The 19418-nt window shown below is 75.9% G+C and carries 17 protein-coding genes; 9 read left to right on the top strand and 8 right to left on the bottom strand.

Annotated elements, in window-relative coordinates:
- Positions 1 to 181 precede the first annotated feature (181 nt).
- Together ACF053_RS04000 and ACF053_RS03995 are read right to left on the bottom strand one after the other, a co-directional pair.
- Positions 182 to 793: a DedA family protein gene (locus tag ACF053_RS04000; protein ID WP_391952346.1), complete on the bottom strand. Its 612-nt coding sequence runs from the start codon at positions 791 to 793 to the stop codon at positions 182 to 184.
- Positions 790 to 1563: an MBL fold metallo-hydrolase gene (locus ACF053_RS03995; protein WP_391952345.1), complete on the bottom strand. Its 774-nt coding sequence runs from the start codon at positions 1561 to 1563 to the stop codon at positions 790 to 792. The genes ACF053_RS04000 and ACF053_RS03995 overlap by 4 nt, the downstream gene beginning before the upstream one ends.
- 158 nt (positions 1564 to 1721) lie before the next feature.
- Between ACF053_RS03995 and ACF053_RS03990 the strand changes: the two genes are divergently transcribed.
- The 4 genes from ACF053_RS03990 (at position 1722) to ACF053_RS03975 (ending at position 6371) form a co-directional block, all read left to right on the top strand.
- Positions 1722 to 3836 carry a phage holin family protein gene (locus ACF053_RS03990; RefSeq protein ID WP_391952344.1) on the top strand — a complete coding sequence of 705 codons (2115 nt, stop codon included), beginning with the start codon at positions 1722 to 1724 and terminating at the stop codon, positions 3834 to 3836.
- Positions 3837 to 3904: 68 nt separating this feature from the next.
- Positions 3905 to 5389, top strand: a complete 1485-nt coding sequence (locus ACF053_RS03985) for an amino acid permease (RefSeq protein ID WP_391952343.1) — start codon at positions 3905 to 3907, stop codon at positions 5387 to 5389.
- 386 nt (positions 5390 to 5775) lie between these two features.
- On the top strand, positions 5776 to 6141 hold the full coding sequence (locus tag ACF053_RS03980) for a hypothetical protein (RefSeq protein ID WP_391952342.1): 366 nt from the start codon (positions 5776 to 5778) through the stop codon (positions 6139 to 6141).
- 65 nt (positions 6142 to 6206) lie between these two features.
- Positions 6207 to 6371: a hypothetical protein gene (locus ACF053_RS03975; RefSeq protein WP_391952341.1), complete on the top strand. Its 165-nt coding sequence runs from the start codon at positions 6207 to 6209 to the stop codon at positions 6369 to 6371.
- A 219-nt stretch (positions 6372 to 6590) separates the two neighbouring features.
- Here the strand turns inward: ACF053_RS03975 and ACF053_RS03970 are convergent, their stop codons facing one another.
- The 4 genes from ACF053_RS03970 to ACF053_RS03955 form a co-directional block, all read right to left on the bottom strand.
- Positions 6591 to 7577 (bottom strand): LysR family transcriptional regulator, encoded by a 987-nt coding sequence (locus ACF053_RS03970; protein ID WP_391952340.1) that lies wholly within the window; start codon positions 7575 to 7577, stop codon positions 6591 to 6593.
- Between the two features lie 33 nt (positions 7578 to 7610).
- Positions 7611 to 8804: a glycine C-acetyltransferase gene (locus ACF053_RS03965; protein WP_391952339.1), complete on the bottom strand. Its 1194-nt coding sequence runs from the start codon at positions 8802 to 8804 to the stop codon at positions 7611 to 7613.
- A 118-nt stretch (positions 8805 to 8922) separates the two neighbouring features.
- Entirely contained in the window at positions 8923 to 9951 is a 1029-nt protein-coding gene (gene tdh / locus ACF053_RS03960; RefSeq protein WP_058941593.1) for an L-threonine 3-dehydrogenase, read from the bottom strand.
- Between the two features lie 384 nt (positions 9952 to 10335).
- Positions 10336 to 11361 carry a hypothetical protein gene (locus ACF053_RS03955; RefSeq protein ID WP_391952338.1) on the bottom strand — a complete coding sequence of 342 codons (1026 nt, stop codon included), beginning with the start codon at positions 11359 to 11361 and terminating at the stop codon, positions 10336 to 10338.
- Positions 11362 to 11725: 364 nt separating this feature from the next.
- Between ACF053_RS03955 and ACF053_RS03950 the strand changes: the two genes are divergently transcribed.
- The gene (locus tag ACF053_RS03950) at positions 11726 to 12154 is read left to right on the top strand and encodes a hypothetical protein (RefSeq protein ID WP_391952337.1); all 429 of its coding nucleotides are present in this window, start codon (positions 11726 to 11728) and stop codon (positions 12152 to 12154) included.
- Between the two features lie 314 nt (positions 12155 to 12468).
- Here the strand turns inward: ACF053_RS03950 and ACF053_RS03945 are convergent, their stop codons facing one another.
- Entirely contained in the window at positions 12469 to 13290 is an 822-nt protein-coding gene (locus ACF053_RS03945) for a helix-turn-helix domain-containing protein (RefSeq protein ID WP_391952336.1), read from the bottom strand.
- Between the two features lie 112 nt (positions 13291 to 13402).
- Between ACF053_RS03945 and ACF053_RS03940 the strand changes: the two genes are divergently transcribed.
- From ACF053_RS03940 to ACF053_RS03925, 4 genes are all read left to right on the top strand, one after another.
- Positions 13403 to 13708 (top strand): 4a-hydroxytetrahydrobiopterin dehydratase, encoded by a 306-nt coding sequence (locus tag ACF053_RS03940; protein ID WP_391952335.1) that lies wholly within the window; start codon positions 13403 to 13405, stop codon positions 13706 to 13708.
- A 74-nt stretch (positions 13709 to 13782) separates the two neighbouring features.
- A complete protein-coding gene (locus tag ACF053_RS03935; RefSeq protein ID WP_391952334.1) occupies positions 13783 to 14637 on the top strand; it encodes a class I SAM-dependent methyltransferase in 855 nt (284 codons plus the stop codon).
- Between the two features lie 226 nt (positions 14638 to 14863).
- Positions 14864 to 16150: a VWA domain-containing protein gene (locus ACF053_RS03930; RefSeq protein WP_391952333.1), complete on the top strand. Its 1287-nt coding sequence runs from the start codon at positions 14864 to 14866 to the stop codon at positions 16148 to 16150.
- A complete protein-coding gene (locus tag ACF053_RS03925) occupies positions 16150 to 17016 on the top strand; it encodes a hypothetical protein (protein WP_391952332.1) in 867 nt (288 codons plus the stop codon). The genes ACF053_RS03930 and ACF053_RS03925 overlap by 1 nt, the downstream gene beginning before the upstream one ends.
- Positions 17017 to 17102: 86 nt before the next feature.
- Here ACF053_RS03925 and ACF053_RS03920 read toward each other — a convergent pair whose 3' ends face one another.
- The gene (locus ACF053_RS03920; RefSeq protein ID WP_391952635.1) at positions 17103 to 18917 is read right to left on the bottom strand and encodes an AMP-dependent synthetase/ligase; all 1815 of its coding nucleotides are present in this window, start codon (positions 18915 to 18917) and stop codon (positions 17103 to 17105) included.
- Positions 18918 to 19418: the final 501 nt, after the last annotated feature.

Raw genomic sequence — 19418 nt, 5'->3', positions numbered from 1 at the left:
CGCCGACCACCCCACCGCACGCGCCGTCAGGCACGCGTCGCCCGCCGTGGCCCGCCCGCCGCCGCGCGCCCGTCAGCCGTGCCGGCCCGCCCGCCGAGCCGGCCCGCCGCCGCGCGCCCGTCCGCCGTACGAGCCCGCCGCCGTACGCGTCCGCGCGCCCGGCACCGTCCGCCGTGCGCGCCTAACCGCCCCGCGCCCGGCGCCACAGCGGCGGCACCGCGCCGACCAGCAGCGTCAGTCCCACCACCGCCGCCACCCCCTGCCACGGGTGCGGGAAGAGCGAGCCGCCCGCCACGCCCACCAGCTGGTAGGCCACCGCCCAGGCCAGCACCGCCGGAACGTCCGCCCGCACGAAACGTCCCAGCGGCATCCGCGCCAGCAGGCACGCCAGCATCACCGGGATCCGCCCCGCAGGCACCAGCCGCGACAGCACCAGCACCGGCACCCGGTGCTGCCGCAGCCGCTCCTGCGCCCGCTCCAGGCGGTCCGGCGCCGCCCGGGACCGCAGCGAGGCCAGCCACCGCGACCCGTTGCGCGACCCGGCGCCGCGCCGGCCCAGCCAGTACAGCGCGGCGTCGCCGGTGAGCGCCCCGGCCGACGCCACCAGGAAGACCCACAGCAAGGAGAGCGGCGCCGTCTGGTGGAAGGCGACGACCGCCGCCGAACCGACGATCGGCCCCGTGGGCACGACCGGCACCAGCGCGCCCAGGGCCACCAGCAGGAACAGCGCCGGGTACCCGACGGCCCGCTGGGTGTGCTCGTCGGGCAGCTGGCCGACCAGGTCGGCGATCACCGCGCCGCCCAGGGCCGCACCCGCTCCCCGTGCCGCGGCACGTGGACCTCCACCCCCGGCGCCAGCCGCGCCGCGAACCGGGCGAACTCGCCACCCGGGGCGTGGAACTCGTGCGGCCGCACGGCGCCCATCCCGATCGGCCAGAACGTGCCGTAGTGCACCGGCACCGCGGCCCGCGGGGCCAACACGGCGAGGGCCTCGGCGGCGCGCCGCGCGTCGAGGTGCCCGTGGCCCAGGTACGGGCCCCAGCCGCCCACCGGCAGCAGCGCGAGGTCCACCCCGCCGACCGCCTCCGCCATCCCCTCGAACGGGCCGGTGTCACCGGCGAAGTACGTCCGCGCCGCGCCCCGGACCACGTACCCGAGGGCGGGGGAGCGGTGCGGCCCCACCGGCAGCCGCCGCCCGTCGTGGGCGGCCGGCACGGCCCGCACCACCACGGCGCCGACCTTCACCTCGTCGCCGGCGCCGACCTCCGTCACGCGCAGCCCGCGCAGCCGCCGCAGCCCCGGCACCGACCGTGCCGCGCCGCGCGGCACCACCAGCCGCGTGCCCGGCGCGAGCCGGGCCAGCGACGGCACGTGCAGGTGGTCGGCGTGCAGGTGCGACACGAGCACCACGTCGGCCCGGGCCGCCTCGGGCGGCGGCGGAGCGCCGCGGCGCCGCCGCAGGTGCGCGACGCGGCGCGCGAACAGCGGGTCGGTCAGCACCCGCACACCGGAGTCCTCGACCGTGCAGGTGGCGTGACCCCACCAAGTGACCTCCATGCCCAAGAGCCTAGGGGCTGCCCCGCCGGTCGGGTCGGGCCTCCGGCGCCCCGGCCTCCGGCGCCCCGGCCGCCCGGCCTCCGGCCTCCGGACGCCGCGCCGATGGCCGGCACGGCACCGTGTGCCACGCTGGAGCGGGACGGCACGGGCGAAAGGCGGAGGTCGTGAGCGTCGGGTGGTGGAGGAAGGCGGGCGCGGGCCTCCTGCGGGTGGTCGTCGTGTGGGCCGTGTCGACGCTCACCCTCCTCGCCCTCGCCGGGGCGCTGCCCGACGTGCAGCTCCAGTCCGACGACGGCGACAGCATCACCCGCACGGCGGTCACCGCGGCCTGGGCCGCCGGCGCCTTCGGCCTGCTGGGCGCGCTGGTGTGGCCGCTGGTCGTCCGGGCGCTGCTCCTGGTCCCCGCGCTCGTCCTCGGCGTGCTGGTGTTCGCCCTGAACGGCTCACTGCTGCTGGTCGTCCTGTGGATGATCCCCGACGGGCGCGGCGAGGCCGACCCCGAGAACGCCGTCGTCGTGGCCGCCGTCATGTCCGCCGTCGCGTCGGCGACGTCCACCGCGCTCGCCGTCCGCGACGACGACGCCTACCGGCGCCGCCTGTACCGCCTGGCCGGGCGGCGCCGCACCGCCGCGGCGCCGGGCCCCGGCAGCCCGCCGGGCACGGTCTTCCTGCAACTGGACGGCGTGGGCCACCGGGTCCTGCGGGACGCCGTCGACGCCGGCCTCATGCCCACCGTCGCCGCCTGGGAGCGCACCACGCACCGGCTCACCCCGTGGCGCACCGACTGGTCCAGCCAGACGGGCGCCAGCCAGCTCGCCCTGCTGCACGGCACCAACCACGACGTGCCCGCGTTCCGCTGGTACGAGAAGGACACCGGTCGGCTCATGGTGAGCAACCGCCCCTCCAGCGCCGTGGAGCTCCAGCGCCGCGCCGCCGAACGCACCGGCGACCCGGGGCTCCTCGCCGAGGACGGGGCGAGCCGGGGCAACCTCTTCGGCGGCGGCGCCGACCAGCTCGCCCTGGTGCTGTCGGTCTCCGCCCGCCGCGGCCCCGGAACACGCTCCCGCGCCGGATACTTCGCGTACTTCCGCGATCCCGCCAACGCCACGCGCACCGCGATCTCCTTCGTCGCCGAGGTCTGCCGCGAGCTGGTCCAGTCGCTGCGCGCCCGGCTCCGGGGCGACTCCCCGCGCGTGCCCCGCGGCGGCCTGTACCCGTTCGTGCGGGCCTTCGCCACGGTGGTGGAGCGCGACGTCGTCGTCGCCGCGGTCATGGGCGACGTCCTGGCGGGCCGGACGGCCGTGTACGCCGACCTCGTGGCGTACGACGAGGTCGCGCACCACTCCGGGCCGCGCGGCGCGGACGCCGTGCAGGTCCTCCGGCGCCTCGACCGCTGCGTCGCGGCGATCGCCGAGGCCACCGAGCACGCCCCCCGCCCGTACCGCATCGTGCTCCTCTCCGACCACGGGCAGAGCTTCGGCGAGACCTTCGAGAGCGCCTACGGCCTCACCCTGCGCGACCTCGTGCGGGCGGGCTGCGGCCTGCCGGTGTCCCGCAGCGCCCGGCACAGCGCGAGCGGGGCGGAGGCCCGCAACGCGCTGCGCAGCGCCCTGCACCGGCCGGTGGAGGGGGAGGGACGCGACGAGCGCCCGCCGGGCGGCGCCGGTCCCGTGGTGCTGGCCTCGGGGAACCTGGGGCTGGTGTACTTCCCCGACGTACCGCACCGGCTGACGCGCGAGGAGATGGACGCCCGTCACCCGGGGCTGCTGCGGACGCTCGCCGGGCACCCCGGCATCGGCTTCCTGCTGGTCCGCAGCGAGCGGCACGGGTCGGTGGTGCTCGGCGCGGGCGGGTTCGAGGCGCCCGTCCGCGACCTCACCGACGCGTCCGGCCCGCTCGCGGTGTTCGGCCGGGGCGCCGCGGACGCGATCCGGCGCACCGACACCTTCCCGCACGTCGCCGACATCATGGTCAACTCCATGTACGACCCGCGCACCGACCGGGTGCACGCCTTCGAGGAGCAGATCGGCTCCCACGGCGGCCTCGGCGGCGGCCAGTCGGACGCCTTCCTGCTGTGGCCCCGTGACTTCTCCGCGCCGACCCCCGACGGTGCGCCGCCGGTCGGCGCGGAGGCCGTGCACCGGGTGCTGCGGCGGTGGCTGGCGGAGGGCCGCGGCCCTCAGGTGCCGATCGGCCACGTGCAGGAATCACCGTCGGAGCCGCTGGTGGGCGAAGCATTTCCGGTACCGGGCCGACTCGCGCCGGACAAAGACGGGTGATTTGGAGCGCTGTTTCGCCGTACGTGAGCATGTTCGACGTTTGTACGGAGAAAGGCGCACCACCCCTCATGACCACGGTCAGTACCCCGGACGCCGGGCAGGACACAGCGGGCACCGGGCAGGACACCCCCGCCGGAGCGGACGCCCCCACCCGCGGGACCCCCACCGGAGCGGGTTCCGCGACCGCACCGGATTCCGCGGCCGGGCGGGGCGCCCCGGGGGCCGCGGCCGCCGGCGAGGGCGGCCCGCACGCGCGGCGCTTCGGCCTCCCCGTCGCGACCGCGCTGGTCATGGGCAACATCATCGGCGGCGGCATCTTCCTGCTTCCCGCGTCCGTCGCCCCCTACGGCACCATCAGCCTCGTCGCGTTCGCCGTCCTCACGGCCGGCGCCATCGCCCTCGCGCTGGTCTTCGGGCGGCTCGCCGAGCGCCACCCCCGCACCGGCGGCCCGTACGTCTACGCCCGGGAGGCGTTCGGCGACTTCGCCGGGTTCCTGTCGGCCTGGTCGTACTGGATCACCACCTGGGTCTCCAACGCCGCCCTCGCCGTCGCCGCGGTCGGCTACCTCGACGTGCTGCTGCCGCTGCACGGCTCCGTGGCCGCGACCGTCACCGCCGCCCTCCTCGTCCAGTGGCTGCCGGCCCTCGCCAACCTCGCCGGCACCCGCTACGTCGGCGCCGTGCAGCTGGTCGCCACCGTACTGAAGTTCGTCCCGCTGCTCCTCGTCGCGGTCTGCGGCCTGTTCTTCTTCGACGCCGACAACCTCGGCCCCTTCCGGGCGGGCGACTCCGGCGCGCTCGGCGCCGTGTCGGCGTCCGCCGCGATCCTGCTCTTCAGCTACCTCGGCGTCGAGTCCGCCGCCGTCAGCGCGGGCGAGGTGCGCGACCCCCGCCGCAACGTCGGCCGTGCCACCGTCCTCGGCACGCTGGGCGCCGCCGTCCTCTACCTGCTGGGCACGGTCGCGGTCTTCGGCACGGTCGCCCACGACCGGCTCGTCGACTCCTCCGCGCCCTTCTCCGACGCCGTCGACGCGATGTTCGGCGGCACCTGGGGCGGTACGGCCGTCGCCTGCATGGCCCTCGTGTCCATGGTCGGCGCGCTGAACGGCTGGACCCTGTTGAGCGCCCAGACCCCGTACGCGGCCGCCCGGGACGGGTTGTTCCCGCGGGTCTTCGCCCACCGCAGGCGCGGCGTCCCGACCGCGGGCGTCCTCGTCACGGTCGTCCTCGCCTCCCTGCTGACCGTCTACAACTACACGGCGGGCTCCGACGGCGTCTTCGAGACGCTCGTCCTCGTCACCACCTTCACCGCGACCGTGCCCTACCTGCTGTCGACCGCCGCACAGATCCACTTCCTGCTCTCCGGCCGGGGCGACCGCGTCCACGGCCCCCGCCTCGTGCGTGACGGCGTGCTCGCCGCCCTCGCGTTCGGCTTCTCCATGTGGCTGGTCGCCGGGTCCGGGTACGCCGCGGTCTACCAGGGCGTCCTGTTCCTCTTCGCCGGTGTGCTCGTCCACGCCTGGATGTCCGCCCGCCGCACCCGCACACCCTGACCCCGGTACGGCCACGGCGTGACCCCGGCCTGACCCCGGCCTGGCCCTGACCCCGGCCCGGCCCCGGTACGGCCCCGGCCTGACTCCGGCCCGGCCACGCTGGGCGCCGTAGGGCGACGAGGTGGCGCCCGCCGTGGCGTGCCGCCGGCCCCGCGCCACGACCGCGCCGGACGCGCGCCGGGGAACCGCGCCGCCACGCCCCGGCGCGCCCGTGCCCGCGCCAGGGGGTGGCCCCGGCCGCGGTCCGGAGCCGGCACCGTGGCCGCCGCGGGCGCCCTCGCCGTCGCCGGAACGGCGCAACGCCGTACTCCGGCCGGGCGGTTCCCGCCCGCCGAGCGCGCCGAGGCGGGGGTGGGGGCAAAGGATCGGGTCCAGGAGGTCCCGCCATGCCCCGCACCAGCCCCGCGACCGCCGTCCGCGCGTCGGTGCTCGCGGCGCTGCTGCTCCTGGTCACCTTCCTCGGCGCCACCGCCGCCGCCGCGTCCGGCTCCGCCGCCGAGTTCCGCCCCGCCGCCTCGGCGGCCCCGGCACCGGCACCGGCCGGTGAAGGCGCCTGCGACCCGGGCGAGACGGACCTGACTCCGCCGTCCCGCGCACCGCGCGGCAAGGGCCGTACGTCCGCTGCCTCCGCCCGGTCGACCCCGCCCGCCCGCTCGGTACCCGTCGACCTGCCGCCACGGGGCGCTCCCGCGGCGGCGCCGGCCCCCGACCCGGCGGTACGCACCGTGCGCTGCGTGGTGCTGCGCCGCTGACCGGCCCGCGGCCCCCGGACGGGGGCCCAGCGACGTCAGCAGCCGACCGCACGAGGAGCACAGCCATGCCCGTCGACCCGTTCGCCGCCCTGACCGCCCTGGTACGGGCGGAAGCCGCCCGCAGCCGCCCGGCGGAGACCGACCCGGACCGGCGCCCCGCCCCGGAGCCCCCGCCCGCCCCCACCGCCGGCAGCAGCCAGGACCCCGGCGTGACCCCCGGGACCCGCTGACACCGCCCATGGCGCTCCGCCCCGCCCGCCGCGGTACGGTGGGCCGGGCGCCGCCCAGGAACGGGGTTCGTGCCGATCAGCTCCGGGTCGCGGTGCCCGGCACCAGCTGTCGCCGCGGTGCCGTCGGTCGCCGACGCCCCGCGTCGACTCCCTCCTCCGCCGTGCGGGCGCACGCACCGGACGCCGCTCCCCGATCCGGCCTGATCGACACGACGCCCGCTAGCGCGGGGCCGCGACCGGGCGGGTGTCCGTCCGCCCGGCGTCCGTGCGCCCCGCGTCCGCCCCCCGGCCGTCCGCCGCCGCCATGGTGGACGCCGACTCCCCCAGCGCGTCCAGGACCGGGCGGATCAGGGGGTGGTCCTCGGCGCCCCGGCGTACCGCCGCGAAGACCCGGCGGAACGCGGCGGGGCCCGTCACGGGCCGCACCACCACGTCCTTCAGCTCGATGCCGCGCAGCGCCGAACGCGGGACGAGCGCGACCCCGGCGCCCGCCCCGACGAGGGCCGTCACCGCGCGGAAGTCGTCCGAAACGTGCACGATCCTCGGCTGGAAACCGGCCAGCTCACAGGCGAACAGCACCATGTCCTGGCACGGGTTGCCCGGGGACTGGCCGATCCAGTCGCTGTCGGCCAGCGCGGCGAGCGCCACCTCCCGCTCCGGCACCAGCGGGTGCCCCGCGCGGAGCACCGCGTCGAACGGCTCCGCGTACAGCGCCACGCGCGCCAGCCGGCGGTCGCCCTCGCGCGGGGCGCCCCGGTACTCCACCGCCACCGCCACGTCGGCGCCACCGTCCAGTACCAGCGGCAGCGACTCGTCGCCCTCGGCGTCCCGCACCCGCACCCGGATCCCGGGGTGCCGCCGGGCCAGCCGCCCGATGGCCGGGGCCAGCACCTCGGCGATGCCCGTGGCGAACGCGGCGACCGTCACCTCGCCCGCCGTGCCGTCCGCGTACGCCGCGAGCTCGGCCTCGGCCCGCTCCAACTGCGCCAGCACCTCGTTCGCGTGCTCCAGGAGGATCTCCCCGGCCGGGGTGAGCCGCACGCCCCGGCCGCTGCGGGTCAGCAGGGTGTGCCCGGTCTCCTGCTCCAGCGCGGCCAGCTGCTGGGACACGGCGGACGGCGTCAGGTACAGCGCTGCGGCCGCGGCGGTCACCGTACGGTGGTCCGCCGCGGCCCGCAGGATGCGCAGCCGGCGGGGGTCGATCACCCTGCCATTGTCACCCGCCGGCCGGGTCCGGCGTCACGCGTCCAGCACGGCCCGCGCGTCCACGAACGCCGCCACGGCGCGCTCCACGTCCGCCGTCGAGTGGGCCGCCGACAACTGCACCCGGATCCGGGCCTGGCCCATCGGCACGACCGGGTACGAGAAGCCGATCACGTACACGCCGCGCTCCAGCAGCAGCTCCGCCAGGCGGCCCGCCCGCGCCGCGTCGCCGATCATCACCGGCGCGATGGCGTGGTCGCCGGGGAGGATCTCGAAGCCCTCCTCCGCCATGCGGGTGCGGAACAGCTTCGTGTTGGCGTCGAGCCGCTCGCGCAGGTCGCCCGCCGACTCCAGCAGGTCGAGGACCTTCAGCGACGCGGCGGCGATCACCGGCGCGAGGGAGTTCGAGAAGAGGTACGGGCGGGAGCGCTGGCGCAGCAGCTCCACGATCTCGGCGCGCGCCGCGACATAGCCGCCGGACGCGCCGCCCAGCGCCTTGCCGAGGGTGCCGGTGACGATGTCGACGCGGTCCATGACCCCGTGCAGCTCGGGGGTGCCGCGGCCGCCCGCGCCGACGAAGCCGACGGCGTGGGAGTCGTCGACCATGACCATCGCGTCGTACCGGTCGGCCAGGTCGCAGATCTCCTTGAGCGGGGCCACGTAGCCGTCCATGGAGAACACGCCGTCGGTGACGATCAGCCGGCGCCGGGCGCCCGCCGCCTCCTTCAGCCGGGCCTCCAGCTCGCCCAGGTCACGGTTGGCGTACCGGTACCGCGCCGCCTTCGACAGGCGGATGCCGTCGATGATCGACGCGTGGTTGAGGGCGTCGGAGATCACCGCGTCCTCGGCACCGAGGAGGGTCTCGAAGACGCCGCCGTTCGCGTCGAAGCAGGAGGAGTACAGGATCGTGTCCTCCTGCCCGAGGAACGCCGACAGCCGGCCCTCCAGCTCCTTGTGGATCTCCTGCGTGCCGCAGATGAAGCGGACGGACGCCATGCCGTAGCCCCACCGGTCCAGCGCCTCCTTGGCCGCCGCGACGACCTCCGGGTGGTCGGCCAGGCCGAGGTAGTTGTTGGCGCAGAAGTTCAGCACGTCGCCGGCCGCGCCGCCCGCCGTGACGGCGACGGACGCCGACTGCGGCGTGCCGATGACCCGCTCGGGCTTGTACAGTCCCGCGGCGCGGATCTCGTCGAGGCTGGCGCGGAGGTCGTCACGGACGGACGCGAACATGAGGGGTGCTCCTAGGGATGCTGGTCGGGCGGGGAGGTGCGGGGGCGGCGGGACGGGCGCGGCGGGACGGGCGCGGACGGCCGGCGGGCGTGCGGACCGGGGCCGTCCGGGTGGACCGTCAGGCCGTCCAGTCGAGGATGATCTTGCCGCTGCGCGCGGTCGCGGCCTCGTCGAACGCGGCGTCGAAGTCCTTGGCCGCGTACCGGCCGGTGACCACGGGGCTCAGGTCGAGACCGCCCTCCAGGAGCACCGTCATCGCGTACCAGGTCTCGTACATCTCGCGGCCGTAGATGCCCTTGATGGTGATCATCGAGGTGACGATCTTCGACCAGTCGACCGGGAACTCGTCCGCGGGCAGGCCCAGCATCGCGATCCGGCCGCCGTGCGTCATGTTCGCGACCATGTCGCGCATCGCCTCGGGCCGGCCGGACATCTCCAGGCCGATGTCGAAGCCCTCGCGGAGCCCCAGCTGCCGCTGCGCGTCGGCGATGCCGCTCTCGGCGACGTTCACCGCGAGCGTCGCGCCGACCTTGCGGGCCAGCTCCAGGCGCGGCTCGCTCACGTCGGTGATGACGACGTTGCGGGCGCCGGCGTGCCGGGCGACGGCCGCCGCCATGATGCCGATCGGCCCGGCGCCGGTGATCAGCACGTCCTCACCGACGAGCGGGAAGGACAGCGCCGTGTGCACGGCGTTGCCGAACGGGTCGAAGATCGCGGCGATGTCCAGGTCCACCTTCGTGCGGTGCACCCAGACGTTCGACTCGGGCAGCGCGACGTACTCGGCGAACGCGCCGTCCCGGCCCACGCCCAGACCGACGGTGGCCCGGCACAGGTGCCGGCGTCCCGCCAGGCAGTTGCGGCACCTGCCGCACACCAGGTGGCCCTCGCCGCTCACGAGGTCGCCGACCGCGACGTCCCGGACGTCGGAGCCGACCGCGGCGACCTCGCCGACGAACTCGTGCCCGAGCACGAGCGGCGTCGACACGGTCTGGCGCGCCCAGTTGTCCCACGAGCGGATGTGGAGGTCCGTCCCGCAGATGCCGGTGCGCAGCACCCTGATGAGCACGTCCCCGGGGCCCGTCTCGGGCTCGGGGACGTCCATCAGCCACAGACCGGGCTCGGCCTTCTGCTTGACAAGGGCCTTCATCGCGGCGACTCCAGGCGGGAAGAGTGGTCAACGCGACCAATGTGCCGAGAGCGGCCCGCCGCGTCCATCGAGGTTTTCTTAAGCGGCCCCACAGCGCAGCTTCACGCGCCGCGCCGACCGGGTGAAGCCCACTCCTCCAGGCACCCCCGCCACCACATGGCTGGACGACACCAACCGGGGGATCGCACCAGTCGGACTACGCCGCTTCACCGACCGGCGAGCTCACCTGGACGCGCTCAACCTGGGGCGTTGCGTCGCGGTCGTGGCGGGGATGGCCAGCTCCCTTCTCGACGGCGGGCCGCAGGCAGGCACCCTGAGCTCGCGGCCACCCGGCGTTACGGCATGCCCGCACCGTGACGTCCGTGGCTGCGTACTGCGGACGGGCTACGTCATCAACTCGATGTGCGGATGCTCGGGCTCCGCCGGGCAGACGAACAGGTGCTGCCGATAGCCGCTGCCTATCTGGACCCCGGTCGCGTTGTAGCCGCGGTGGCCGGGGTACGGTCCAGCACCTGGGTGGGGGTGCGGAGACCAGCTGTTCCCGGCGTCGTCCCCTTCCTCGAACGTGGCGACGGTCATCAGGACCTCCATGTCGGTGCCGCACTCGGAGCAGTGCTGCGCGCTGGGGTCGGTGGAGTTCCAAGCGGGCCAGCCGCCGACCTTCCAGCCGGGTGCGTTGGACAGCACACAGTCGTAGTACGTCTCCGGGTCCATGTCTTCCGCTGCCGCCTGCGGCACACTCCACTGCTTGAGCTGCTCCCGCAGTTCTTCGCTCAGCTCCAGATGGTCGGGGTACTCGGTGATCTGCTCCGGTTCGAGCACGCACGGTTCCGGTAGATAGCCGTCGAACTGCACTGCGGGCGGCTCGGGGGGCATGTCGAGGATGTCGGTGACGGCGGCTGCCGAACGCCAGAAGAGCAGGGTCCTGGGCATGATCGGATGATCGAAGGGGCACCACAGGACCTGCAGCAGGTCCTTGCCCTCCGGCGGGCTCAGATCGGGCACATCCCGTACGTACAGCTGCGCGACGGGCAGCATCGCCACGGGGCCGTCGTACGCCTGGACCGCCAGCCTCACCGGATACGTCCGAGGGGGCCGGATCCGCTCGAGAGTCTCCCGTTCCTCCGGAGTCAGGTCCCGGCTGTGCGAGGCGGCGAAGATCCTTCGTTCCAGCCGCAGATCCGCCGGGGACCGGGCTGGGTTGATGCCATCCACTACATGCGGTTCCTCGCAGTGCGGCCACGGCTCCTCGGCGGGCCACAGCAGCGGCCCGCCGATCGAGCTGTCGTGCCATGTCGGCGCCCCAGGGCGCGGGTGCAGGCGGGTCGCCGTGCGGGCCAGCGGAGCCAGTTGGGGAAAGATCGCGGCAACGTCGATCGGCCGTGGCGGAGTGACAGGAGTGGCATTCATGGCCGCAATCCTGCCTGTCGCCTCTGACATCGACCCTCGTGGCCGCCCCACGAAGAGCTCCGCCACGGGCGCCACCCGGGAGAGCGCTACCGCCGGTCCGTTGCCGGCAGACGGCCCGCGAGCGGGTCCACGATCGCCGCGTGGATGTCCGTCAGGACATGGGCCCCGGCGCGGTTCGCCGAGGCCCCCGCAGGACCCGCATTACCTCGGATGTAATCGACCCGCGCCTCCCCGCCCGGCAGGCTTCTGCACACCGGGGCCCGCTCCGGGCCCCCGGGGCGCACTACCCGGGGTGCTCGGCGGTGGGCCGCGGCCCCGCAGCACCGCCCCTTTCCCGCACCACCTCGACGGAGGGTGATCCGCCATGTCCCAGGCCCTGCTCGCCGGCCTTTCCCGCACCACCGAGCCGCGCACCGCGCTGCGCCGGTTCCTCGCCCTCGACGCCGTCGTCACCGGGGCGAACGGCCTCGCCTACGTCGCGGCCTCCGGGCCGCTCGGCCGGCTGCTCGGCGTCGACCCGGCGCTGGTGCTCGGCCTCGGCGCGTTCCTCACCGCGTTCGCCGCCGGCGTCGGCGCGCTCGCCGCCCGGGCACGGCCCTCCGGGGCCGCCGTGAAGCTGGTCGTCGACGCCAACGCGGTGTGGGCCGTGCTCAGCGTCGTGGCGCTCGCGGCCTGGCTGGAGCCGACCACCGCGGGGGCCGTGTGGATCCCGATGCAGGCCGCCACCGTCGCCGGCTTCGCCGCGCTGCAGTGGTCCGCCCTGCGCGCCACCGCCGGCACCACGGCCCGCTGAGCCCGTCCCGCCCCCGTCGGGTCACCGGGCCGGCCCCGGAGCCCGCCCCGGTGGCAAGGCCCCTGGAGTCCCGCCCCCGAAGCCCCGCCCCGGTGGCAGGGTCCATGGAGCCCCCGGCTTCCGGAGCCACTCTCGGGCGGCTGGGCCGCCGGACCCCGGCTTCCGGAGTCCCGGCCTCGGCGGCCCGGCCCACGGCCCGGACGTGCTCCGAAGGTGGGGCCCGGTGGCCGGTGGCTGCGCCCCGGGACCGGACCGATTCGATCCGAGGCCGGGCGCGGTCGGGCCCGGGGGTCGGGCGCCGAGGGCCGGTCCGGTCAGTCGGGCAGGGCGCGCAGGAAGTCGGCGGTCGCCGCGTCGGCCGGGAGGAACGTCTCGATGGCCAGCTCGGCGACCGTCACGTCCATCGGCGTGTTGAACGTCGAGATCGACGACACGAACGACAGCACCCGCCCCCGCACCTCGATCCGCAGCGGCAGCGCGAAGTACGGGTACGGCGCGGCCCCCTCCCCGCCGTCGCCGTCCTGCCCTCCCCGCGCGTCGGCGTCCGGCACCGGGTACGCGGCGACCTCGTCGTACAGCGCGCGCAGCCGCTCGGAGCGGTCCAGGGCGATCTGCCGCTCCATCTGCGCCAGCAGGTGGCCGCGCCACTCCGGCAGGTTGCGGATCCGCGGCGCCAGGCCCTCCGGGTGCAGCGTGACCCGCATGGCGTTCGGCGGCGGACCCAGCAGGTGGCCTGGGAGCCCCTCCAGCAGCAGCCCGGCGCCCCGGTTCGCCGCCAGCACCGCGTACGAGCCGTCCACGACGATCGCCGGGTACGGGTCGTACCCGGCGAGCAGCCGCTCGACGCCCTCGCGGAGCGGGCCCAGCTCCGGGCCGTCCAGCGCCGACTCCGTGTACCGCGGCGCGTAACCGGCCGCCAGCAGCAGCGCGTTGCGCTCCCGGACGGGCACGTCCAGGTGCTCCGCCAGGCGCAGGACCATCTCCTCGCTCGGCCGGGACCGGCCCGTCTCGACGAACGAGACGTGCCGCGCCGACGAGTTCGCCCTCAGTGCCAACTCCAACTGGCTCAGCCGGCGCCGCTCCCGCCACTCCCGTAGCAGAGCCCCCACGCCCGTGACCGTCGCGACCGTCGTCATACCGCAGACGGTAGCCGAGACCGCCGTGTTGACCACCGGCGCGGGTGCCCGGGACCGTAGGGTCGGCACCGCCACCACCCCACCGGCGCCGAACCGAGAAGGAGCACCGGCCATGCCCACCGAACCGCTGTCGCAGAAGGAGATCGAGGACCGGCTGAGCGAACTGCCCGGCTGGAGCCTGGCGGGCGACCGGATCACCCGCACCTACCGCCTGGCCACCCACTTCGCGGCCACCGCGATGGTCGTCCACGTCGCCCGCGTCCAGGACGAGCTGAACCACCACTCCGACCTGACCCTCGGCTACGACACCGTGGCCCTGTCGGTGCACACCCACGACGCGGGCGGGGCCGTGACGGACCGCGACTTCGACCTCGCGACCCGGGTGGAGGCCATCGCCGCCGCCCACGGCGCCGACTGACCCTCCCCGCCGGTGGTGTTGCCGGACCGGCACGGTTCCTCGCCCGGCCCGGCAGCACACCGCACGCTGTCCCCATGACCCACCACCACTCCACCCACATCGACTGGACCGAGATGCTGCCGCTGCTGGAGCGCGGCGCAGAGATCCGCCTCCCGATGTACCGGCAGGCCGCGTCCTGGCTCACCGAGCTGCTGTCGCCGGGCTCCGTGCAGCGGGTCCTCGACGTCGGCAGCGGCCCCGGCGTGCTGTCGTGCCTCCTCGCCGAGACCTTCCCGTACGCGGAGGTCGTCGCCGTCGACCCGACGCCGGAACTGCTGGAGCGCGCCCGCGAGCGGGCCGCCGGGCGGGGCGCCCGCGTGACCACGCTCACCGCCGAACTCCCCGACGGCGTCGAGGCGCTGGGCGAGGCCGACCTGATCTGGGCGGGGGAGTCCGTGCACCACGTCGGCGACCAGCTCGGCGCCCTGACCGACCTGGGCCGCCGGCTGCGCCCCGGCGGGCTGCTCGCCCTCGTCGAGGGCGGCCTGCCGCCCCGGTACCTGCCCCGCGACATCGGCATCGGCCGGCCCGGGCTGGAGGCCCGCCTGGAGGCGGTGGCGGCCGACTGGTTCACCACGATGCGGGCAGAACTCCCCGGCTCCCGGCAGGAGACCGAGGACTGGCGGGCCCTCCTCGCCGCCGCCGGCCTCGCCCCCGCCGGTACGCGCACGTTCCTGCTCGACGTCCCCGCGCCGGTGCCCGCCACCGTGCGGGAGCACGTCGTCACGGCGATGGAGCGCCACCGCAGGGTCGCCGACGACCTCACGGAGGAGGACGCGGCCACCCTCGACCGCCTCCTGGACCCGGCCGACCCGGCGAGCCTCCACCACCGCGCGGACGTCCACTTCCTCACCGCCCGCACCGTCCACACGGCCCGACGCGTCTCCTGACCCCGCCCCGGCCCACGGCCCCCGCCCCGCCGGCCGCCCTCCTGCCCCGCCCCCGCCGGCCATGCCCCGCGGCCTCCGCCCCGCGGCTTCCGCCCCGCCGGCCGCGCCCTGCCCCGACCCTGCCCCGGCGCGGGCGCGGGGGCGGGGGCGGGGGCGGGAGGCCGAGGGGCGGTGCCTGCCAGCCGGGGAGTTGGGGGTGGCGCGGGCCCCTCCATATGATCCGGCGATGATCACACGAAAGCGACTGGCGGCCGCGGTGTGCGGCCTGCTGGTCACGTTGACGGCCGGGCTCGCCCCGACCGCCGCCCTCGCCGACACCGGGGAGCCCGCGGGCGAGGCGCCCAAGGTCGAACTGGTCCTCGACGTCAGCGGGTCCATGCGCGCCCGCGACATCGACGGCCAGTCCCGCATGGCCGCCGCGAAGCAGGCGTTCAACGAGGTGCTCGACGCCGTCCCGGCGGACGTGCGGCTCGGCATCCGCACCCTCGGCGCCGACTACCCCGGCAAGGACCGCAAGCGCGGATGCCGGGACACGCGGCAGCTGTACCCGGTCGGCCCCCTCGACCGGACCGAGGCCAAGGCGGCCGTGGCGACGCTCGTCCCGACCGGCTGGACGCCCATCGGCCCCGCGCTCCTCGGCGCGGCGGACGACCTCGAAGGCGGCGACGCCACCCGCAGGATCGTCCTCATCACCGACGGCGAGGACACCTGCGCTCCGCTCGACCCGTGCGAGGTGGCCCGGGAGATCGCCGCCAAGGGCATCCACCTCACCATCGACACGCTCGGCCTCGTCCCCGACGCCAAGACGCGCGCCCAGCTCGTCTGCATCGCCGAGGCCACCGGAGGCACGTACACCTCCGTCCGGCACACCGCCGAACTCTCCGAGCGGGTCAGCCAACTCGTCGAGCGCGCCGCCGAGCCGGTCCTCACGCCGGTCGCGACGAGCGGCGGCGACCGGTGCGCCGCGGCGCCGGTGCTCCGCCCCGGCCTGTACACCGACCGCGAGGTGTTCGGCAGCCACCGCTGGTACCGCGTGGAGGTCCCGCCCGGCCAGGAGCTGCGCGCGGCCGTCAGCGTCGGAGCCGACCGGGCCGTGAACCGCGACTACGGCGTCCTGCTGCGGGCGTCCACCCCGGCCGGGCGGGAGATCGTACGGGGCGAGGCGGCCGGGGACGGCCGCACCGACGTCATCTCCACGGGCCTGCGCCACCCGAAGCCCGACGTCGACGACGCCGACACCGACAGCGGCTCGGGCAAACCCGTCTCCGAGACCGTCTGCCTGCGCGTCAGCAACTCCTTCTCGGCGCCCGTCGGCGTCAAGACCACCCCGGGCCTGCCGGTCGAGCTGAGCATCGCCCTCGTCGACGGCCCGGACGCGGCGGACGACTCCGCCTTCCTCGGCCTCGCCCGCGGTTGGTGGGCGCTCGGCGTCCTCGTGCTCGCCGGCTTCCTCGCAGGGCTCCTGTGGGGCTGGCTCTCGCGCTGGCGCGTCACCGTCTGGAGGACCAACTGATGCGTACCGTACGCACCCCGCTGACCCGACGGGCCACCCCGGCCCCGTCCGCCACCCTGGCCACCCCGGCCCTGCGGGCCCCGAGGTCCGCGGCGCGCCGGTCCGCCGCCGCCGTGCTCGCCGCGGCCGCGCTGCTCGGCCTCGCCGCGCCGTCCGCCGTCGCCGCGAGCCCCTCGCCCGCCCCGTCGGCACGGGACGGCGAAGCGGCCGCCCCGACCGAGGCGGGCACCTCCTTCCGGGCCGCCACCGCCGTGCGCCCCGGACAGCGCGCCACCGCCCAGGCGTCGACCGGCGACTACCTGTACTGGCAGTTCCCCGCGGACGCCGGCGACCGGGCGACCGTACGGGCCACGGTCACGCTGCCCGAGACGTCCGCCCGCCGTTCGGGCACCACCTGGCGGATCGACGTGTACGACGGGCTGCGCCGGCGTCAGGCGTGCCGGTACGGAAGCGACACCCGGACGCTCGCCGCGGACGCCCGCACGGCCGACCTCACCTGCCACCTGCGCACGGTCCGCGCCTGGGCCGAGCCGTGGTCCGGCGACCCGTTGCCCGGCGCGTACTACGTCCGGCTCACCGCCGTGGGGGTCGCCGCCACCGATGCCGGCCTGCCCTTCGACGCGGCGCTGGACGTCACCATCGAGGACGCGGGCGGCGCGGCGGCGGTCGACGGCCGCCTGGCCGCACCGCTCGTCCAGGGCTCGTCGGCCACCGTCGAGCCCGAGGGCGGCTGGTCCTCCGGATGGTGGTCGACGCGCTGGCTGTGGACGGCGGGCGGCGCGGCACTGGCGGCGCTGGCGGGCGTGTGGGGCCACACCCTGACGCGCGGTCCGGGCCGTCCCGGTGGCACCCAGGGCCGACCCTGACCGACCCGACCGCCCGGCGGCCGGCTCCACGCGCGACGGGCCCGGCCGCCCGGCGGCGGGCCCCGCCGCCGGCGTCCGGCCGTCGGTCAGCGGTACAGCGCGTCGACCTCCGCCGCGTACACCGTCTCGATCGCGCGCCGCTTCAGCTTCAGCGACGGGGTGAGCAGTCCGTGCTCCTCGCTGAACGGGTGCGCCAGGATCCGGAAGGTACGGATCGATTCGGCGTGCGAGACCAGGGTGTTGGCGGCCACGACCGCCCGCCGGATCTCCTTCTCCAGGGCCGGGTCGCGGACCAGCTCGACCGCCGGCAGGACCGTCCTGCCCTGCATCGCCAGCCAGTGCTCGACCGCCTCCTGGTCCAGGGTCACGAGCGCCGCGACGTACGGCCGGTCGTTGCCGACGACGACGCACTGCGCGACGAGCGGGTGCGACCGCACGCGGTCCTCCAGCGCGAGCGGCGACACGCTCTTGCCGCTCGTCGTCACCAGGATCTCCTTCTTCCGCCCGGTGATCGTCAGGTACCCGTCCTCGTCGAGCGCGCCCAGGTCCCCCGTGGCCAGCCAGCCGTCGCGCAGGACGGCGTCGGTGGCGGCCGGGGCGTTGAGGTAGCCGGAGAAGACGTTCCGGCCCCGCACCCACACCTCCCCGTCGTCCCCGATGCGCACCGACGTCCCCGGTACGGGCTGCCCGACGGTGCCGTACCTGATCCGCTCCGGCGGGTTCGCGGTCGCCGCCGACGCGGTCTCCGTCAGCCCGTACCCCTCGTACACGGTCACCCCCGCGCCCGCGAAGAACAGCCCCATCCGCCGGTCCATCGCCGAACCGCCGGACATCGCGTGCCGCACCCGCCCGCCCAGCGCCTCGCGGACCCTCCCGTACACGACCTTCTCGAAGAACTGGTGCTGCACCCGCAGCGCCGCGGAAGGCCCCGGCCCGAGCCCGAAGTCACGCTGCTCCAGCGCCTCCGCGTACCGCACGGCCACCTCCACCGCCCGGTCGAAGGCCCCGCCCCTGCCCTCGGCCTCCGCCCGCCGGCGCGCCGCGTGGAAGACCTTCTCGAAGACGTACGGGACGGCCAGCACGAACGACGGGCGGAACGCCGCGAGGTCCGGCAGCAACGCGCCCGCCGACATCAGCGGCTGGTGGCCGAGCTTCACCCGGCCGCGCACCGCCGCGATCTGCACCATGCGGCCGAAGACGTGGGCGAGGGGCAGGAAGAGCAGCGTCGAGACGTCCTCGCCGGGCCGGGGGCGGAACACCGGCTCCCAGCGTTCGACGAGCGTGTCCGCCTCGAACATGAAGTTGCCGTGGGTCAGGACGCACCCCTTGGGGCGGCCGGTCGTCCCCGACGTGTAGATCACCGTCGCGACGGACTCGGGCGTCACCGCGCGCCGGTGACGGTGCACCACCTCGTCGTCGATCCGGGCGCCCGCCGCGACCAACTCGGCGACGGCCCCCGTGTCCAGCTGCCACAGCCGCTTCAGCAGCGGCAGCCGGTCCACGACGGAGCCGACGGTCATGGCGTGGTCCTCGTGTTCCACGACGCAGGCGGTGACGCCGGCGTCGTGGAGCATCCAGTGCACCTGGTCGGCGGAGGAGGTGGGGTACACCGGCACCGGCTGGGCGCCCACGGTCCACAGCGCGAAGTCGAACAGGGTCCACTCGTAGCGCGTGCGCGACATGACGGCGACCCGGTCCCCGAACCGCACGCCCTCCGCGAGCAGCCCCTTGGCGAGCGCCAGCACCTCGTCGCGGAACTCCTGGGAGGTGACCTCGCCCCACCGGCCGGACGCGTCCTTGCGGCCCAGCGCGACCCGGCCCGGGTCGCTCGCGGCGTGGTCGAACACGGCGTCGGCCAAGCCGCCGACCAGCGGAGCGGTCGCCAGGGGTGGCACGGTCATCTCGCGCAATGGCCTGCTCCTTGTGGCGCTCAGCACAGCGGAGGGTGACGGTACCCCACGGAGAGTGGGTGCGGGAGAGGGTCATTAAAGTCTGGACAAACGGCGTCGCCACTGGTCAGACCGGCAAGCGCGTGGTCACGGGGGCGCGGTCCCATCCGCTACTGACTCGCGGGTAAGGAGCGGCCGCCGGAATCTCCACCGAATCTGTACGCGCCGATCACAGCCGTCCTGGCCGAGACCGGATCCGCCCGTTCCCGCCGGTGCCCGCCACCCCGGGTGGCGGGCAGCCGCCCCTCCGCCCCGCGACCATGATCACGGCCGTTACCGTGAGGGCATGCCCGCACCCGCACCCCGCGCCTCCGCCCCGCGCACGCGACCACGCCGCCCGCCCCGGCACCGCACGCCGGCGCCACCCCGTACGCCCCGGCAGCGCGGGTCGGCGCCGTACCGCCCGGCCCCGCACCCCTCGCCTTCGACCGCCCGCCCCGGCACGCCGGCCGC

Source organism: Streptomyces kanasensis (assembly GCF_043077165.1).
Classification (GTDB): Bacteria; Actinomycetota; Actinomycetes; order Streptomycetales; family Streptomycetaceae; genus Streptomyces; species Streptomyces changanensis.
The sequence above is the reverse complement of the archived record's forward strand: the minus strand, read 5'-3'. Positions and strand labels throughout refer to the sequence as shown.

Coding starts and splice junctions, on each gene's coding strand:
- ACF053_RS03985 (WP_391952343.1), top strand. CDS start 3,905: ATGACCACGGTCAGTACCCCGGACGCCGGGCAGGACACAGCGGGCACC.
- ACF053_RS03980 (WP_391952342.1), top strand. CDS start 5,776: ATGCCCCGCACCAGCCCCGCGACCGCCGTCCGCGCGTCGGTGCTCGCG.
- ACF053_RS03975 (WP_391952341.1), top strand. CDS start 6,207: ATGCCCGTCGACCCGTTCGCCGCCCTGACCGCCCTGGTACGGGCGGAA.
- ACF053_RS03965 (WP_391952339.1), bottom strand. CDS start 8,804: ATGTTCGCGTCCGTCCGTGACGACCTCCGCGCCAGCCTCGACGAGATC.
- tdh (WP_058941593.1), bottom strand. CDS start 9,951: ATGAAGGCCCTTGTCAAGCAGAAGGCCGAGCCCGGTCTGTGGCTGATG.
- ACF053_RS03955 (WP_391952338.1), bottom strand. CDS start 11,361: ATGAATGCCACTCCTGTCACTCCGCCACGGCCGATCGACGTTGCCGCG.
- ACF053_RS03950 (WP_391952337.1), top strand. CDS start 11,726: ATGTCCCAGGCCCTGCTCGCCGGCCTTTCCCGCACCACCGAGCCGCGC.
- ACF053_RS03945 (WP_391952336.1), bottom strand. CDS start 13,290: ATGACGACGGTCGCGACGGTCACGGGCGTGGGGGCTCTGCTACGGGAG.
- ACF053_RS03940 (WP_391952335.1), top strand. CDS start 13,403: ATGCCCACCGAACCGCTGTCGCAGAAGGAGATCGAGGACCGGCTGAGC.
- ACF053_RS03935 (WP_391952334.1), top strand. CDS start 13,783: ATGACCCACCACCACTCCACCCACATCGACTGGACCGAGATGCTGCCG.
- ACF053_RS03930 (WP_391952333.1), top strand. CDS start 14,864: ATGATCACACGAAAGCGACTGGCGGCCGCGGTGTGCGGCCTGCTGGTC.
- ACF053_RS03925 (WP_391952332.1), top strand. CDS start 16,150: ATGCGTACCGTACGCACCCCGCTGACCCGACGGGCCACCCCGGCCCCG.
- ACF053_RS03920 (WP_391952635.1), bottom strand. CDS start 18,917: ATGACCGTGCCACCCCTGGCGACCGCTCCGCTGGTCGGCGGCTTGGCC.